Below are 16,683 nucleotides of genomic sequence, written 5' to 3'. Positions count from 1 at the left end.
GGCCGGGACGAGGCACGATACGTGGGGCTCAGCGCCTCGCCCCGGGGTCGGGGAGAGGTCAGTCCTCCGAGACGGTGACGGTGACCTCGATGTTGCCGCGCGTCGCGTTCGAGTACGGGCAGACCTGGTGCGCCTCGTCGGCGAGCTGCTGAGCGAGCTCGGACTCGATGCCGGGCAGGACGACCTCGAGCAGGACGGCGAGCTGGTAGCCGCCCTGGCCATTGGGGCCGATGTGGACGCGGCCACCCACGGACGAGTCCGCGATGGCGACCTTGCGGGCGCGGGCCACGGAGTGCAGCGCGCTGTGGAAGCAGGCGGCATATCCCGCGGCGAAGAGCTGCTCGGGGTTGGTGCCGGCGCCGGAGCCGCCGAGCTCCTTGGGGGGAGCGACATCGAGGTCGAGGTAGGTGCCGGCGGTCACGTGGCCGAGGCGGCCCTGGCCGGTGGAGACGGCTTCGGCGGTGTAGAGAACGTCCATGGTGTTCCTTTCTGGGGACGGATGGGGGTGCGGCCGTCAGGCCGGGTGTCGCGCCGCGTCGGCGTCGCGCACCTCGTCGGGGTGGTCTCGCAGGCCTTTCATGGCCTCGGTGAGCTGGTGCAGTGCGTCGATGAGCTCTCGGGCGCTGTCGGCGTCGGTGATCCCCGACCCCGCGGCGATGCACCGGGGGATGTGGGCCAGTTCGGTGCGCAGCTCGGTGCCGCGGGCGGTGAGCGTGACGGACACCACGCGCTCGTCATCGGCGCGACGTGATCGGGTCAGATAGCCGGCGCTTTCCATGCGGGCGAGCATGGGGGAGAGGGTCCCGGAATCGAGCTGCAGGGCCTCGCCGAGACTGCCGACCGTCTGATCGCCGTCGTTCCAGAGCGTCACGAGGGCGATGTACTGCGGGTACGTGAGGTTCCACGGTTCGAGCAGCGCCCGATACGCCTGCGTGGTCGTGCGGTTGGCGGCGTAGAGCGCGAAGCACACGAGCTGGTCGACGGCGGGCATGCGAAAACTATTGCACACAACTCAATTGCGCACAACTGAATCGTGAGGATCAGCCCCACACCGACGATGTCAAGCCCTGACATCGAGCCCCGTCACGACGGAGCATGGGTCCCATGATCAGCCGCAGTGACGCGAGCGCAGCCGCGCCCCCGGGGTTCCTCCCCGACGGGGACCGGGATCTGTTCGCCATCAACGGGCACCACTTCGACCTGGGCGGGTCGATCGCCCCGCTCGCCGGCGACCTCGCCTGACCACCACCCGTGCGGGCTGACGAGCTCGCGTCCTCGGCCCGCCCCGGGCGATCAGTCGGCGGTCGAGCCGTCGCGTTCCTCCGCGGGCTCGTCGACGGGATGCCGGGTCACGAGCAGCTCGGCCACCCGGCGACGATCCACCGCGCTCACCTTCAGTGTCGCGCCCTCGACCTCGACGACATCGCCGACGTGGGCCAGGCGGCCGAGCCGCTCGACCACGAAGCCGGCCACGGTGTCGGACGCCCCGCGCGGAAGCGGGACCCCCGTCGCCTCCTCGAAGTCCTGCAGGTTCAAACGCCCCTCGACGGTGCCGTGCTCTCCCTCGGACAGCGGCTGTTCGGCATCCGTGTCGTACTCGTCGAAGATCTCTCCCACGACCTCTTCGACGAGGTCTTCGAGGGTGACGATGCCGTCCGTCCCCCCGTACTCGTCGACGACGACAGCGATGTGGCTCCCGTCCGCGCGCATGGACGTGAGCGTCGGGAGGACGCGGGCGGTGGAGGGGATGTACCGGATCTCGCGCATGACGGCGCTGAGCGCGCGTTCGGGATCGTCGGTCAGGTCCCGGACGTGCACGAAACCCACGACGTCGTCGATCGTCTGCTCCGCGACCGGGTAACGCGAGAAGGGGAGGTCGCGGACCCGCTCGTAGGCCTCGGCGACCGTGCCGCCGGCGTCGAGGGTCACCACTTCGGGGCGGGGCCGCATGACCTCGCTCACGTGGCGATCACGGAGCGAGAGGACGTCGTCGAGGATGCGCCGCTCGTCGGCGGGGAGTCCTTCGTGACTGGACACGATGTCGCGGAGCTCTTCTTCGGTGAGCTCCTCGCCGGTCTTGTTCGGGTCGCCCCCGAGGAGGCGCACGAGCACGTTCGTCGAGATCGACAGCAGCCAGATGACGGGGCGCATGAGCGTGGCGAAGCCGTTGAGGACCGGCGCGACCGCGTACGCGAACGCCGCGTTGCGTTGGATGGCAAGCCGCTTGGGGACCAGTTCGCCGAGAACCAGAGACAGGTACGCGATGACCAGGGTGAGGGCGATGGTCGCGACCGTGGCGGCGACCCCCTGCTCGAGACCGAGACCGGTGAACAACGGCGTGACCGAGGGGGCGATGGAGGAGGCCCCGTACGCCGCCGAGGCGAATCCGGCGACCGTCACGCCGATCTGCACGGCGGAGAGGAAGGTGTTGGGGGTGCGCGCCAGATCGGCGACCTTCTGGCCGCGGCGACCGCGGGCCGCGAGGGCGTTCACCTGGCTCTCGCGCAAGGTGACGAGCGCCATCTCGGTGGCCGCGAACACCCCGCCGATCAGGACGAAGACGACGACCAGCACGATGTTGAGGACGAGGTCGTTCATCGGCGCACCGCCCCGGCGGGTGAGAGAGTGTCGCCCGGGGTCACCCGGGCGCGTGGACTGTGGCCGTCGGCGTCGGGGGCGTGCTTCATGCGCCGAGTTTAATGAGCGCCGCGCTCGCCACCGGCAGAGGCCGGCGGGCTTGCGTGGATGCGCGGATTCTGCTCAGCCCACACTGCCGTCGGCCGCCGAGACGCGCACCGTGACGTCGCCCGCGAGGTCGACGCTCCAGCGAGCGGTGGCGTCGTCCCGCTCGAGTTCGGCATCCTCGACGGCGCCGCCCGTGCCCTGGGCGGCGGCGATGCGGACGGCATCGGCGAGGGTGGTGCTCGCCGCATCGAGCGCCACGCGATCCTCGGCGTCGAGGGCCCGACCGTCCGAGGAGGAACGCACCGAACCTCCGTCGGCGCTTACGCGCACCTCGACCTCGCGATCGCCGGATGCCACGTGCACCTCCCACGCCCCGTCATCCGCCTCGAGCTGGAAGGCTCGTCCGCCCGCGGTCGACTCGGCGGTCGTGATCGCGCGAACGGCTTCGCGATCGTTCGCGGCGGCACTCCCGGAGGTGTCGGAACCGCAGGCGGTCGCCACCAGGGCGACCGCGGCGAGCAACAGGGCGGCGGCAGGAATGCGACTCGGGGCCATGGGGGAAGGCTAGTCAGCGGCCGGGCGCCCTCCCGAGGTGTTGCGCGTCGACCGTGACGTGTGCGTAGCGCGGGCATATCAAGCGAGCCGCAAGCCGTCAACAGGTGCCGAACATTCAGGCGGGACTCGAATCATGACGTCCATGAGCGAGATCACTGCACACCACGGACTTCTGACCGACATCGACCTCCACGTCGACGACACCGGCGGCACCGGACGCCCCGTCGTCCTGATCCACGGCTGGCCCCTCTCCGGCGAGTCGTGGGCGCACCAGGTCCCCGCCCTCGAGGGTGCCGGATATCGGGTCGTGACCTACGATCGGCGCGGATTCGGTCGCAGCGACAAGCCGCGCACCGGGTACGACTACGACACGTTCAGCGACGACCTCGAGGCGGTGCTGGAGGCTCTCGACCTGCGCGATGCGACCCTGGTCGGGTTCTCGATGGGAGGCGGCGAGGTCGCTCGTTACCTGACGCGTCACGGCTCCGACCGCGTGCACAGCGTCGTCTTCGCCGCGGCCGTTCCGCCCTACCTGGCCCAGACCGACGACAACCCGGAGGGGCCGCTCGACGACGCGACCGCTGACGGGATGAAGCAGGGTCTGAAGGACGACCAGAAGGCGTTCTCCCACCAGTTCACGACCGACTTTTTCTCGGTCGACGGGGAGCTCATGGTTTCGGAGGCCGACCGTGCAGAGGCCGAGCGCCTGGCGAACCAGGCCGACCACCACGCCGCGCTGAAGGCGATGGAGGCGTTCGCGACCACCGACTTCCGCGACGACATGCCGAACGTGACGGTGCCCACCCTGGTCATCCACGGCGACAGCGACGCGACGGTCCCTTTCGAGGGCTCGGGCAAACGGACCCACGAGGCGATCGCCGGAAGCGAGCTCCACGTCGTCGCGGGCGCTCCGCACGGAGTCAACGTCAGCCACGTCGACGAGTTCAATCGCGTGCTTCTCGACTTCCTGAAGCGCTGAACCCGCCTCCGCTCACGCCCTCACCTCTCGCCCGCACTCGCGGAGGGCATGAGCGGATGCCATGATGCCTCGTCGCCTCATCGGTGACGGGGCATCACGGCGTTCGGGGCAGAAGTCCGAGCAAGCGGGTGAGGCGCTGGGTGACACTCCGGGGCCCTCCCGGGGGTGGACTGGGCGCGATCGGTTCTGTTTGGTCATGGCATCCGGATGACGTAGTCTTGATCTTTGGTGCCTGCCTCTCTGCGAGCGGGTCACCCGAACGTGAGCCCTCCACCGGCCCTGTTCCATCGCCCTCAAGCGGTGAACGGACCACCGGAGCGGGATTCACGAACTCCTCCGTTCGATCAAGAAAGCAGCACTACTGTGACGCGCACTTTCACCCCCAAGGCCGCTGAGGTCACGCGCGAGTGGGTCGTTATCGACGCCACCGACGTCGTTCTCGGCCGTCTGGCCTCGCACGCGGCGGTCCTCCTCCGCGGCAAGCACAAGGCGACCTTCGCCAACCACATCGACTCCGGCGACTTCGTCATCGTGATCAACGCCGAAAAGGTGGCGCTCACGGGTCAGAAGCTCCAGAAGAAGATGGCCTACCGTCACTCGGGTTACCCGGGCGGCCTCAAGTCGGTCAACTACGAGGAACTCCTCGAGAAGAACCCCGTCCGCGCGGTCGAGAAGGCCATCCGCGGCATGCTGCCCAAGAACAGCCTCGGCGCGGCGCAGCTCAAGAAGCTCAAGGTGTACCGCGGCGCCGAGCACCCCCACGGTGCCCAGCAGCCCACGGCATACACCTTCGACCAGGTCGCCCAGTAAGCGCCGCCGGATAAGGACGAAACAGTGTCGAACATCGACTCCAGCAACTACAGCACCGAGACGCCGGCCGAGCAGTCGGCCGTCGCCACCGAGCGCCCCGTGCTCTCGGTTCCCGGCGCAGCCGTGGGCCGTCGCAAGCAGGCCATCGCCCGCGTGCGTCTCGTCCCCGGTTCGGGCACGATCACGGTCAACGGCCGCACGATCGAGGACTACTTCCCGAACAAGCTGCACCAGCAGCTGATCAACGACCCGTTCACGGTGCTCGAGCTCGCGGGCTCGTACGACGTGATCGCGCGCATCTCCGGTGGCGGCCCCTCGGGTCAGGCCGGCGCGCTGCGCCTGGGCATCGCCCGCGCGCTCAACGAGATCGACGCCGAGAACAACCGCCCGACCCTCAAGAAGGCCGGCTTCCTCTCGCGCGACGCTCGCGTCAAGGAGCGCAAGAAGGCCGGTCTCAAGAAGGCCCGCAAGGCGCCTCAGTACTCCAAGCGCTGAGTTCGAACCTCCGTATGCCTCTCTTTGGCACGGACGGGGTGCGGGGGCTGGCCAACGGCCTCCTCACCGCCGAACTTGCGCTGCACCTGGCCCAGGCGACTGCTGTCGTCCTGGGCCAGGGCCGTTCTGCGGAGGCGCGAAAGGCCGAGGGTCGTCGACTCACGGCCGTCGTCGCGCGCGACCCGCGCGTCTCGGGAGAGTTCCTCTCGGCCGCGGTCGCCGCAGGACTGGCCTCCTCGGGCGTCGACGTCCTCGACGCCGGCGTCATCCCCACCCCGGCGACGGCCTTCTTGATCGCCGATCACGACGCCGACTTCGGTGTGATGGTCTCGGCCTCGCACAACCCGGCGCCCGACAACGGCATCAAGATCTTCGCCCGTGGCGGAACGAAGCTCCCCGACATCGTCGAGCAGCGCATCGAGCGCGCCCTCGAGTGGGAGCGCCTGCAGCCGACCGGCGCGGGCGTCGGACGCATCCGCCGCTTCGCCGACGCCGAGGACCGCTACGTGCTGCACCTCCTCGGGTCGCTTCCGCACCGTCTCGACGGCCTCCACGTCGTCCTCGACTGCGCGCACGGCGCCGCGGCCGGGGTCTCGCCCGAGACCTTCAAGGACGCGGGTGCCCAGGTCACCGTGATCGGGGCCGAGCCCGACGGTCTGAACATCAACGACGGCGTGGGCTCCACGCACCTCGACGTGCTCGCTGAAGCCGTCGTCCGTCTGGGAGCCGACGTCGGCATCGCCCACGACGGCGACGCCGACCGCTGCCTCGCCGTGGACGCGCACGGCAACATCGTCGACGGCGACCAGATCATGGCGATCCTCGCGGTCGCGATGAAGCAGCGCGGTGCGCTCGTCGACGACACGCTCGTCGCGACGGTGATGAGCAACCTCGGCCTGCACCGCGCCATGGAAGACCATGGCATCCGGGTCCTGCAGACCGGGGTCGGCGACCGCTACGTGCTCGAGGCCATGAACGAGGGTGGCTACTCCCTCGGCGGCGAGCAGTCGGGGCACGTCATCATGAGCGAGTTCGCGACCACCGGCGACGGGCTGTTGACCGGCCTCCACCTGGTGGCCGAGATGGCCCGCCAGGGCAAGACCCTCGCGGAACTCGCCTCGATCATGACCGTCTACCCGCAGGTGCTCGTCAACGTGCGCGGCGTCGACCGCGACGGGGTGAGCGACGAGGGCGTCCAGGAGGCGGTGGCCGTCTCGACCGCCGAACTCGGCGATTCGGGCCGCGTGCTGTTGCGCGCGTCCGGCACCGAGCCGCTCGTTCGCGTGATGGTCGAAGCGGCCGACGAACACACCGCACGCGCGCACGCCGACCGGCTCGCCGACGTCGTCCGGGAACGTCTGGCGCTGTAGGTCCCGTTCCCTTCGACAGGCTCAGGGTCCTCCGTTCATCGGAGCCCTGGGCCTTCGTCGTCTCAGTACTCGAGCGATTCGATGTAGCGCAACAGGACGCCCTCGCGCAGGGCCCAGGGCGACACCTCGAGCTCCTCGACGTCGAGGGCTTTCATCGCGCGCTCGACGACGATCGCCGCGGCCACGATCTGGAAGGTGCGGTCGGCGGTGATGCCCGGCAGGGCTTCGCGCGCATCGGCGGGGATGCGGGCCAGGCGCGGAATCCAGTCCTTCAGCTCTCTGCGCGGGAGCACCATGCGATCGATCCCCGACCACCCCGGCACGGGGTAGCCCGCCAACTTCGCGAGGGATCGGATCGCCTTCGACGACCCCACCACGTGATCGGGGCGGGGGAGCGCCGCGAATCGCTCGGCGACAGGAGCGAGGACGGATGCCGCATGCTGGCGGAGCGCATCGATCTCGTCGTCGCTCGGAGGATCGTGGGGCAGGAACTGCACGGTGGACCGCCCCGCTCCCAGCGGGACCGATTCGGCGAGGTCGGGAAGTTCGTCCGCGCCACCGGCGATCTCGAGGGATCCCCCACCGATGTCGAACAGAAGGATCTGCCCCGCGGACCACCCGAACCAGCGCCGGACCGCGAGGTAGGTGAACCGTGCCTCGGTCTCGCCGCCGAGCACCTGGAGCGGTTGTCCGAGCGCCTCCTCGATGAGAGCGATCACCTCGTCGCCGTTGGTCGCCTCCCGGACCGCGGAGGTCGCGGTGGCGAGCAACTCGTCGACCCCCTCGGCGCGAGCGCGATCGCGCGCGGCGGTCACGGCATCCACCAGTCCCTGCACACCCTCCGCCGAAATCGATCCGTCCGGCAGCAGATAACGCATGAGGCGGAGCACGGAACGGTGCGAGGTGGTGGCAGTGGGGCGCCCTCCCGCTCGGGCGTTCGCGACGAGCAGGTGGACGGTGTTCGAACCGATGTCGAGGACTCCCAAGCGCACGGTCCGAGCGTAGTGGGCGCGGTGCGCACGGCTCCGACCGCGGGGGAGGGCGGCGCCCCGGGTAGCATGAGCGGGTGTCCGCAGCCGAGACCACCGCTCCCGCACCGTCGCTGAGCCCCTACCGCCAGATCGACCGCGACGACTGGGCTCGCATGGCCGGCGGGCTGACACAGCCGCTGACCGAGAACGAGATCGTCCAGTTGCGCGGGATCGGCGACCGGCTGGATCCGCGCGAAGTCGCCGAGGTCTACCTCCCCCTCAGCCGGCTGTTGAGCCTCTACGCCCGCGCCACGCGCCGCCTCGGCGCCGATACGAGCAGCTTCCTCGGCGAACCGGACGCCACGACCCCCTTCGTCATCGGGGTCGCGGGATCCGTGGCCGTCGGGAAGTCGACGATCGCGCGACTGCTGCGCGAGCTGATGAGCCGCTGGCCCGACACCCCTCGCGTCGAGCTGGTCACCACCGATGGCTTCCTCTACCCGAACGCGGAGCTCGAACGCCGCGGCCTCATGGACCGCAAGGGATTCCCCGAGTCGTATGACCGGCGGGCGCTCGTCGAGTTCCTCAGCGAGGTGAAGTCCGGTGCCGAGGAGGCGCGCGCGCCCTTCTACTCGCACGTGCGATACGACATCATGCCGGACGCGCACGTGACCGTGCATCGGCCGGACGTGGTCATCGTCGAGGGCCTGAACGTGCTCCAGCCGCCGCCGTCTCCGAACGAGGTCGCGGTGAGCGACCTGTTCGACTTCTCGATCTACGTCGACGCGGACGCCGCGCACATCGAGCGGTGGTACGTGGACCGGTTCCTCGCGCTCCGAGACAACGCCTTCACCAACCCGACGTCGTTCTTCCGCGTCTTCGCCGACATCAGCGATGAAGAGGCCGTCGAGCGAGCGCTCGGATACTGGCGCGAAATCAACCTCCCGAACCTCGAAGAGAACGTGCTTCCGACGCGACACCGCGCGAAGCTCGTGCTGCAGAAGGGTGCGGATCACACCGTCGAAACGGTCCTGCTCCGCAAGCTCTGAGGTGCCCGCCGTGGTGCGGGCACGGTAGTGAGTCGGTATACCGAGGGCCACCGGTATCGGCGTCGATCGCGGGTTGCTTCGGCCCGGCCGCTTGTCGATCCGGGCGATTCGCGCGCGCCGTCGCATGCCCGTCGACCTCGGTACTACCGGGAGCGCGGACCCGTACCGATCCCCGTAGCTCAGCGTGTTCTCAGGGTTCTCCGAGCCCCCTTGAATGTCCCGTACGGCTGTCGAAAGGCCGCAGAGGGCGCTGCACACGCGCGTCCCGAGCACCACGTACAGGAGTGTTTCTATGGATCGCGCGAATCAGGGGGCGTCCGGCGCATCGCCCGGACGGACCGCCACACGGAGTCGGAGTGCGCTGTGGACGCGCTCCCGGATCGGACGGGCATCGGTCAAGACGGCCGCGGCGGTGGGGGCCGCCTCTCTCAGCCTGTTCGGCGGCGTCACCGCCTCGAACGCCGCCCCCGGTGACCTGTCGAACGCCTCGGGCACGTTCGTGGGCGGGTCGATTCTCAGCCTCGTCGATCTCGACGACCTGGCGCAGATCCAGGGCGCGGTCGCCACCAACGCCGGGTCCGTCCCGACGGTAACCGACCAGAACACGCTCGACCTCACGGCCCTCGGCGTGATCAACGTCACCGTGCCCGGCGGCATCCAGGTTCCCATCGACTTCGGATCGCTCGGCGTCGTCGGCCAGTACGCGAGCGCGGATCCCGATGGCTCGTCGGTCGGGGCCTCGGGCGCCGTGGGCGACGGCGGGGTCATCGGCACCGGCGGCCCGGCGACCGGCCCGCTGAGTATCAGTCTGGGCGGCGCGGTCGATTCCCTCGCGGGATCCCTGGCCGCTGAGCTCGTCGACGAGATCGCCGCCGTGGACCTGACCCTGGGCGCCGTGTCGGCGAGGGCGTCGCAGGACGCTCCCGACGACGCGACGAGCAGCTACACGATCGCGGGCGGTCAGCTCGTCGTCGAAAGCGCGACGCTGTCGACGTTGACCGCGGAGCTGAACACCGCGGTGGCAGGCCTCCAGAACTCGCTCGACGGGGTGGACGGTCTGGTCGACACCGCTGTGGGCAGCGCCCTCGGACTCCTCGGCGTGCAGGCGAACCTGCAGGTGGGCACGACCAGCCTGACCGACGCGATCAGCGGTCTCCTGACCGGCCAGATCACCTCGGAGGACTACCCCGGCGTGGTGATCGACCTGGGGACGGGCGAGATCACGGTCGACCTCGACGAGATCGCCGGTCTCAACGGCCTCCCCGCGGGGACGGAACTGCTCGGATCGCAGACACTGCCCGACATCCAGGCCGCCGTCGTCGACGCCGTCAGCGGCCTCACCGACCGGATCGACACGGCCGTCCTGAACGCCGTGCGCGGTCTCTCGGTCCTCGGCGGGGTCGTCATCCCGCCGACCCTGATCACCCCGCAGATCCCGGTCCTCAGCGTGAACACCACCATCGGGCAGCTGCTCGACGGGAACACCTCCGGGATCCAGGTGCTGGGCGGAATCACCCTTCCGGTCGGCCTCGGTGTCGTGGCGGGCGCGATCCTCGCTCCGGTGCAAACCGTGATCGGGAACGTCGGCGCTGCGGTCGACACGACCGTCACCCCGGTGACGACGCTGCTCTCGCCCGCGCTGGGCGCCGTGCTTCCCGCCGTCGCGAGCGTGACCGTCAACAACCAGTCGACGGCTGCCGACGGTGTCTTTTCGATCACCGGGGCCATCGTGACGGTCCTGCCGGGTTCGGCGGCCACGACGATCGAACTGGCGAACGCCACCGTCGGACCGAACGCGCTCGATGAGAACGCCGACGTGACGATCACCGCTCCCGAGAGCGGCGACGAGTTCGTCGTTCCCGGAGCCGACGACGTCTCGGACGTGACCGTCTCCGGTACCGGCGAGCCCGAGGCCGTGATCACGGTCTCGATCCCCGGTCAGGAGGATCAGGACGCCACGGTCACCCCCGAGGGCACCTGGACGGTCACGTTCCCCGACCTCCCGGTCGGCGACTACACGGCCACCGCGACTCAGGATGCGGACGGCACCACCGCGGCCGTCGACTTCTCGGTCATCGAGGCCCCGGACGTGGTCATCACCGCTCCGACCCCCGACCAGATCATCGTCGTCCCCGGGGCCGACGACACCTCGGACGTGATCGTCACCGGAACCGGCTACGCGGGTTCGGGTGTCGACGTCGAGGTCGGCGGCTCCCCCCAGACGGTCACCGTGACCGCGGAGGGAACCTGGACGGCGACGTTCCCGGGCCTGCCCATCGGCGATTACTCGGTGACCGCGACGCAGGAGTTCGACGGGTCTATCGACACGGTCGACTTCTCGATCGCCGAGACGCCCGATGTCGTGATCGAGGAGCCCGCTGACGGAACAGAGATCGCGGTCGGCTCTGCTGAGGGTGTCACCACGGTGACCGTCTCGGGAACGGCTTCGCCGGGGGCGACCGTCACGGTCGAGCTCGACAACGGCGCCGTCGAGACGACGACCGCGGCCCCGGACGGTACCTGGAACGTGGTGTTCGACGGTCTGTCGATCGCCGACTACACGGCGACGGCGACTCAGGATGCCGACGACTCGGTCGACACCGTCGCGTTCAGCGTCGTGCTCGCCGAGGCCGTCGACATCACGGCACCCATCGCCGGCACGGAGTACGAGGTCGGAGAGCCGGATGCCACGCGCTCGGTGACCGTGACCGGTTCCGGCCAGGCCGGCGCCGAGATCGCCGTCTCGATCCCGACCCTGGGCGCGCAGACGACGACCGTCTCGGGACTCGGCCTCTGGTCGGTCTCCTTCGCGGAGGTTCCGGTGGGCGACTTCACGGTGACCGCGATCCAGGACATCGACGGCTCGGTCGACACGACGTCGTTCTCGGTGACCGCGGTCGCGGCTGACGCCGACGCGGACGCGGACGCGATGGATGCGGACGCGATGGATGCTGACGCGATGGATGCTGACGCGATGGATGCGGACGCGATGGATTCTGACGCGATGGATGCGGACGCGATGGATGCTGACGCGATGGATGCTGACGCGGCGGATGCTGACGCCGTGGACGCTGATGCGATGGATGCTGACGCGGCGGACGCTGACGCGATGGATGCTGACGCTGACGCTGACGCTGACGCTGACGCTGACGCTGACGCTGACGCTGACGCTGACGCTGACGCTGACGCTGACGCTGTGGACGCAGACGCCGACGCTGTGGACGCTGACGCCGTGGACGCCGATGCGACCGACTCGGACGCAACGGACACCGACGCGATGGATGCTGACGCGATGGATGCCGACGCGATGGATGCCGACGCAGCCGACGCAGACGCCGGGGACGCTGACGCCACGGACGCCGACGCTGTGGACGCCGATGCGACCGACGCTGACGCGACGGACACCGACGCAGCCGATGCTGACGCGACGGACACCGACGCAGCCGATGCTGACGCCGTGGACGTTGACGCTGTGGACGCCGACGCTGTGGACGCTGACGCCACGGACGCTGACGCGACGGACGCCGACGCGACCGACGGCGACGTCACCACGCAGGCGCGTGCCGATGTGCTGCTGCCGCAGATCGTGCGCGGCACCGGGGTCAGCCAGACCGTGGTCGTCCAGGGCTTCCAGCCCGGCGAGACGGTCTCGGCGACGGTGAACTCCACTCCGTTCGAGCTCAAGCCCGTGATCGCTGACGGCGCGGGTACGGCGCGCATGACCTTCGCGGTCGGCGCCGACTTCGAGCTCGGCGCTCACCGGGTCGAGGTGCGCGGTTCGGTCACGGGTGAACTCCCGACCGAGCGGGAGAACACCGCCTTCACCGTCACGGCGCAGCCCGCCGCAGCGGGGACCGGCGGGGGCTCCTCGCTTCCGGCCACCGGTCTGGACCTCAACGGTCCTCTGGCCGGCGGCCTGGCTGCGGCACTGATCCTCGCGGGTGCGACTCTGTGGACCCTGCGTCGACGGAGCGCCAGCGGAGAGCAGCGCTGACGATGACCACCACGGCGGAGGAAGCCCCCGAAGCGGGGGTGTCGGAGGGGCCTTCCTCCGCCCGGCGGTCGGGTGGGGTCATGGCGGCGGTCGCCGCCGCCATGACCCTCGCCATCGTCCTCGGCTACGCCTTCGTGGCGGTGTCGTTCACCGTCCCCTCGAGCCCGACGCGTCCCGCCGTGTCGGCCGCCTTCGCCCCGTACTTCCAGCAACGGTGGAACGTGTTCGCCCCGAACATCATGAAGGTGAACCGCTCGCTCCAGATCCAGGTGCAGTGGCGGGAGAACGGCGAGCTCCAGCGCAGCGAATGGGTCGACGTCACCGACGCGGAGTTCTCCGCGGCGCGTGGCATCCCGACTCCCTCTCGCATCTCGAAGAACAGCTTCAACGCCGCTCAGACCTACCTGACGCGGTACCAGGCGCTCAGCACCGACCAGAGGGATCGCGTGCGCGATACCTTCATCCGCCGCGTCAACGACGGCGCCTTCGCGCCGATGGACCCGTCGGCGTTGCTCGAGGAGCTCGACGATCTCGGGGGCAGCCGCGCCGCTCTGGTGAGCTACCTGCGGTACGACTACATGCTCGTGCGCTTCTCGTCCGCCTTCGGCAGTGCGTACGTCGACCACGATGTCGAGCGCGTCCGGTGGCGCATCGAGCACGATCGGCCGAACGACTTCCTCCACCGCTTCGACACGGAGCGCCAGACGGAACCCTCCTACACGACGTTCGGGTGGCGGCAACCTGCGGTCGCGCCATCGGATGAGGTGCAGGCCATCTACGACGAAGTCATCGAGAGGTACACGGGACGATGAACCGATCGGCATCCGTCGACGACGAGAAGACCATCGCGACGACCGGCTGGCGGGACCGCGTCACGCCTTCGACGCTGTGGCCGCGCCTGCAGCTCTGGCTGACCGGGCGCAAGCATTCGACGATCGGGTTCTCCGTCCTCCGCGTGCTCTTCGGCGTTGCGATGCTGATCGTCCTGGTGCCGAGCTACGCCGACCGCCACTACCTCTGGGGTGCGGGAGCCTGGTGGGTCGACCCCGAAGCCAACCGGCGTGGGTGGTGGGAACCGCTGAGGATGCTCTTCCCGAAAGACAACGCGGTGGTCTTCGACCTCTCGTTCCACGTGCTGCTGGCTCTCGCGATCCTGTTCGTCGTGGGATTCCAGACGCGGTGGGTGACCCCGGTCCTGCTCGTGTTCTGGGTGGGGCTCTCGACCAACAGCACGCTGCTCGGCAACGGCGGAGACACGCTCATGCGGATCGTGCTCTTCTTCGTCGTCTTCGCCGACCTGAGTCGGCACTTCTCGGTGGATGCGTGGATGCGCCGGCGCCGCGGCATCCGGCCCTCCCGTCTTTCCGGACGGATGCCGACCTGGGTGCCGCCGTGGCTGGCGATCTGGGCCCACAACACGGCGCTCATCCTCTGCGTGTTCCAGATCCTGCTCGTCTACGTCGTCTCGAGCGTGCTGAAGTTCCAGGGGGAGGAATGGCTGGACGGTACGGCGATCTACTACGCGCTGAGCATCGAGCAGTTCCACGTCCTGCCCGCCCTGAGCCAGCTCGCCTGGCAGTCGGCGCCCGTCGTGGCACTCGCGACCTGGACCGCGCTCTGGGTGCAGATGCTGTTCCCGGTGCTCATCCTGTGGAAGCCGACGCGCTACGCGGCGGTGTTCGTCATCACCGGAATGCACCTGAGCATCGCGATCCTGCTGGGGCTGTGGCCGTTCTCGCTCGCGATGATCGCCCTCGACTTGCTCCTGGTCCGCGACGGGTCGTGGAACAGGCGGGGTTCGCGCCTCGGTTCGGTGCGGAGGGGTTTGCTCAGCCCCGCCACGTAGACTCGACCCCATGTGCGGAATCATCGGTTACGTGGGTCCTCGGCAGAGCCAGGACATCCTTCTGGCGGGTCTGTCGCGTCTGGAGTACCGGGGGTACGACTCCGCCGGCATCGCCGTGATCGACGGCGACGGCCAGCTCGACATGCGCAAGCGCGCGGGCAAGCTCGCCGTCCTGCGTGACGACCTCGAGTCCACGCCCATGCCCAACGGCACCACGGGCATCGGCCACACCCGCTGGGCCACGCACGGTGGCCCCACCGACGCCAACGCCCACCCCCACCTGGCCGACGACGACAAGCTCGCCGTCATCCACAACGGGATCATCGAGAACTTCGCCGAGCTCAAGAGCGAGCTCGTGGGTGACGGCTTCGCCTTCCGCAGCGAGACCGACACCGAGGTCGCGGCGGTTATGATCGGCCGCGAGTACGCACGGACGAAGGACCTCGTGCAGGCCTTCCGTTCGGTCGTCTCGCGCCTCGAGGGGGCCTACACGCTCCTCGCGATGCACGAGGACCACCCCGGTCTCGTCGTCGGTGCGCGTCGCAACTCGCCGCTCGTGATCGGTCTCGGCGAGGGCGAGAACTTCCTCGGCTCCGACGTCGCCGCCTTCGTCGAGCACACGCGCAACGCGCTCGCGATCGGCCAGGACGAGATCGTTGCGATCACCCCCGAGGGTGTCGAGGTGACCGATTTCTCGGGCGCTCCTGTCGAGGTCGAGGCCTTCGAGGTCACGTGGGACGCGTCGGCCGCCGAGAAGGGCGGCTGGTCGTCGTTCATGGCCAAGGAGGTCTCGGAGGAGCCCGAGGCCGTCGCCAACACCATCCGAGGCCGTATCCACGAGGGCCGCGTCGAGATCCCCGAACTCGAGGGGATGGACGACTTCCTCGCCGACATCGATCGCATCCTCGTCATCGCGTGCGGCACCGCCGCTTACGCGGGCATGGTCGGCAAGTACGCCCTCGAGACCTGGACCCGTGTTCCCGTCGACGTCGAGCTGGCGCACGAGTTCCGCTACCGCAACCCCGTGCTCACCCCTCGCACGCTGGTCGTGTCGATCAGCCAGTCGGGCGAGACCATGGACACGCTCATGGCCGTCAAGTACGCGAGCTCCCGCGGTGCGAAGACGCTGTCGATCTGCAACACGCAGGGGGCGACGATTCCGCGCGAGTCCGACGCGATCGTCTACACCCACGCGGGTCCCGAGGTGGCCGTCGCCTCGACCAAGGCCTTCGTCGCGCAGATCACCGCCCTGTACCTGCTGGCCCTGCACGTGGGTCGGGTGCGCGGCGCGATCGACCCGATGGCCGCCGTCGAAGCCGTGACCGAGCTCGAGGCCGTCCCGGGCAAGATCGCTCGCGTGCTCGAGACCGAGCAGGCCCGCATCGAGCAGCTCGCGCACTGGATGGCCGACACCCGCTCGGTGCTGTTCCTCGGCCGCAACGTCGGCTACCCGATCGCCCTCGAGGGGGCGCTCAAGCTCAAGGAGCTGGCCTACATCCACGCCGAGGGCTTCGCCGCTGGAGAGCTCAAGCACGGCCCCATCGCGCTGATCGAGCCCGGCCAGCCCGTGTTCGTCGTCGTTCCGAGCCCCCGCGGCTCGGGCGAGATGCACAAGAAGGTCGTCTCGAACATCGAGGAGATCCGCGCCCGCGGCGCCCGCGTCATCGCGATCGCCGAAGAGGGCGATGTCGCCGTGCTGCCCGCCGCCGACGAGGTGCTGCGGATCCCGCTCGCGGCCCCCCTCTTCGAGCCGCTGCTGGCCGTCGTTCCGCTGCACATCTTCGCGATGGGCCTCGCCGAGGCGAAGGGTCTCGACGTCGACCAGCCGCGCAACCTCGCCAAGTCGGTGACGGTCGAGTAGACCTCGCGTCGAAAAGGGGCCGGATGCCGTGGCATCCGGCCCCTTCGTCGTCTCGGTGTCGGTGGGCA

The 16,683-nt window shown here is 69.4% G+C and carries 15 protein-coding genes; 10 read left to right on the top strand and 5 right to left on the bottom strand.

The genetic code is table 11. The annotated features are described in order from the left end of the window. Nucleotides 1-58 precede the first annotated feature (58 nt). Both AB6V31_RS12465 and AB6V31_RS12460 read right to left on the bottom strand, forming a co-directional pair. Nucleotides 59-478: an organic hydroperoxide resistance protein gene (locus AB6V31_RS12465; protein WP_056226410.1), complete on the bottom strand. Its 420-nt coding sequence runs from the start codon at nt 476-478 to the stop codon at nt 59-61. Between the two features lie 36 nt (nt 479-514). After that, nucleotides 515-991: a MarR family winged helix-turn-helix transcriptional regulator gene (locus AB6V31_RS12460; protein ID WP_056226414.1), complete on the bottom strand. Its 477-nt coding sequence runs from the start codon at nt 989-991 to the stop codon at nt 515-517. Nucleotides 992-1,104: 113 nt separating this feature from the next. On the opposite strand from AB6V31_RS12460, the gene AB6V31_RS12455 reads away from it, so the two are divergent. Then, complete coding sequence (locus tag AB6V31_RS12455) at nt 1,105-1,242, top strand: hypothetical protein (protein ID WP_369365997.1); 138 nt, start codon at nt 1,105-1,107, stop codon at nt 1,240-1,242. Nucleotides 1,243-1,293: 51 nt separating this feature from the next. On the opposite strand, the gene AB6V31_RS12450 is transcribed toward AB6V31_RS12455, so the two are convergent. Together AB6V31_RS12450 and AB6V31_RS12445 are read right to left on the bottom strand one after the other, a co-directional pair. Beyond that, a complete protein-coding gene (locus AB6V31_RS12450) occupies nt 1,294-2,598 on the bottom strand; it encodes a hemolysin family protein (protein ID WP_369365994.1) in 1,305 nt (434 codons plus the stop codon). Nucleotides 2,599-2,760: 162 nt separating this feature from the next. Then, entirely contained in the window at nt 2,761-3,240 is a 480-nt protein-coding gene (locus tag AB6V31_RS12445) for a PepSY domain-containing protein (RefSeq protein ID WP_369365992.1), read from the bottom strand. A 142-nt stretch (nt 3,241-3,382) separates the two neighbouring features. Between AB6V31_RS12445 and AB6V31_RS12440 the strand changes: the two genes are divergently transcribed. From AB6V31_RS12440 to glmM, 4 genes are all read left to right on the top strand, one after another. Continuing rightward, nucleotides 3,383-4,219, top strand: a complete 837-nt coding sequence (locus tag AB6V31_RS12440; protein WP_369365991.1) for an alpha/beta fold hydrolase — start codon at nt 3,383-3,385, stop codon at nt 4,217-4,219. A gap of 363 nt (nt 4,220-4,582) precedes the next feature. Beyond that, on the top strand, nt 4,583-5,029 hold the full coding sequence (gene rplM, locus AB6V31_RS12435) for a 50S ribosomal protein L13 (protein ID WP_056226423.1): 447 nt from the start codon (nt 4,583-4,585) through the stop codon (nt 5,027-5,029). A 33-nt stretch (nt 5,030-5,062) separates the two neighbouring features. Continuing rightward, nucleotides 5,063-5,524, top strand: coding sequence for a 30S ribosomal protein S9 (gene rpsI, locus AB6V31_RS12430; RefSeq protein ID WP_270352606.1), 462 nt, complete (start codon nt 5,063-5,065; stop codon nt 5,522-5,524). 14 nt (nt 5,525-5,538) lie between these two features. Continuing rightward, entirely contained in the window at nt 5,539-6,894 is a 1,356-nt protein-coding gene (gene glmM, locus AB6V31_RS12425; protein WP_056226426.1) for a phosphoglucosamine mutase, read from the top strand. A gap of 62 nt (nt 6,895-6,956) precedes the next feature. Here the strand turns inward: glmM and AB6V31_RS12420 are convergent, their stop codons facing one another. After that, on the bottom strand, nt 6,957-7,886 hold the full coding sequence (locus AB6V31_RS12420; protein ID WP_056226429.1) for a Ppx/GppA phosphatase family protein: 930 nt from the start codon (nt 7,884-7,886) through the stop codon (nt 6,957-6,959). 74 nt (nt 7,887-7,960) lie between these two features. On the opposite strand from AB6V31_RS12420, the gene coaA reads away from it, so the two are divergent. The 5 genes from coaA to glmS all read left to right on the top strand — a co-directional run bounded on the left by coaA (nt 7,961) and on the right by glmS (nt 16,615). Then, nucleotides 7,961-8,914 (top strand): type I pantothenate kinase, encoded by a 954-nt coding sequence (gene coaA, locus AB6V31_RS12415; RefSeq protein ID WP_056226432.1) that lies wholly within the window; start codon nt 7,961-7,963, stop codon nt 8,912-8,914. 412 nt (nt 8,915-9,326) lie between these two features. Then, complete coding sequence (locus AB6V31_RS12410) at nt 9,327-12,908, top strand: choice-of-anchor G family protein (protein WP_369365990.1); 3,582 nt, start codon at nt 9,327-9,329, stop codon at nt 12,906-12,908. 2 nt (nt 12,909-12,910) lie between these two features. Then, complete coding sequence (locus tag AB6V31_RS12405) at nt 12,911-13,720, top strand: DUF5819 family protein (protein ID WP_369365988.1); 810 nt, start codon at nt 12,911-12,913, stop codon at nt 13,718-13,720. Then, nucleotides 13,717-14,754 (top strand): HTTM domain-containing protein, encoded by a 1,038-nt coding sequence (locus AB6V31_RS12400; RefSeq protein WP_369365986.1) that lies wholly within the window; start codon nt 13,717-13,719, stop codon nt 14,752-14,754. Before AB6V31_RS12405 ends, AB6V31_RS12400 begins: the two co-directional genes overlap by 4 nt. Nucleotides 14,755-14,764: 10 nt before the next feature. After that, a complete protein-coding gene (gene glmS / locus AB6V31_RS12395; RefSeq protein WP_144782708.1) occupies nt 14,765-16,615 on the top strand; it encodes a glutamine--fructose-6-phosphate transaminase (isomerizing) in 1,851 nt (616 codons plus the stop codon). The last annotated feature ends 68 nt before the right edge of the window (nt 16,616-16,683 follow it).

It is taken from the genome of Microbacterium sp. 16-032 (assembly GCF_041079455.1).
Taxonomy (GTDB): Bacteria; Actinomycetota; Actinomycetes; order Actinomycetales; family Microbacteriaceae; genus Microbacterium; species Microbacterium testaceum_A.
This window is presented reverse-complemented; position numbering and strand designations above follow the sequence as displayed.

Coding starts and splice junctions, on each gene's coding strand:
- AB6V31_RS12465 (WP_056226410.1), bottom strand. CDS start 478: ATGGACGTTCTCTACACCGCCGAAGCCGTCTCCACCGGCCAGGGCCGC.
- AB6V31_RS12460 (WP_056226414.1), bottom strand. CDS start 991: ATGCCCGCCGTCGACCAGCTCGTGTGCTTCGCGCTCTACGCCGCCAAC.
- AB6V31_RS12455 (WP_369365997.1), top strand. CDS start 1,105: ATGATCAGCCGCAGTGACGCGAGCGCAGCCGCGCCCCCGGGGTTCCTC.
- AB6V31_RS12450 (WP_369365994.1), bottom strand. CDS start 2,598: ATGAACGACCTCGTCCTCAACATCGTGCTGGTCGTCGTCTTCGTCCTG.
- AB6V31_RS12445 (WP_369365992.1), bottom strand. CDS start 3,240: ATGGCCCCGAGTCGCATTCCTGCCGCCGCCCTGTTGCTCGCCGCGGTC.
- AB6V31_RS12440 (WP_369365991.1), top strand. CDS start 3,383: ATGAGCGAGATCACTGCACACCACGGACTTCTGACCGACATCGACCTC.
- glmM (WP_056226426.1), top strand. CDS start 5,539: ATGCCTCTCTTTGGCACGGACGGGGTGCGGGGGCTGGCCAACGGCCTC.
- AB6V31_RS12405 (WP_369365988.1), top strand. CDS start 12,911: ATGACCACCACGGCGGAGGAAGCCCCCGAAGCGGGGGTGTCGGAGGGG.
- AB6V31_RS12400 (WP_369365986.1), top strand. CDS start 13,717: ATGAACCGATCGGCATCCGTCGACGACGAGAAGACCATCGCGACGACC.
- glmS (WP_144782708.1), top strand. CDS start 14,765: ATGTGCGGAATCATCGGTTACGTGGGTCCTCGGCAGAGCCAGGACATC.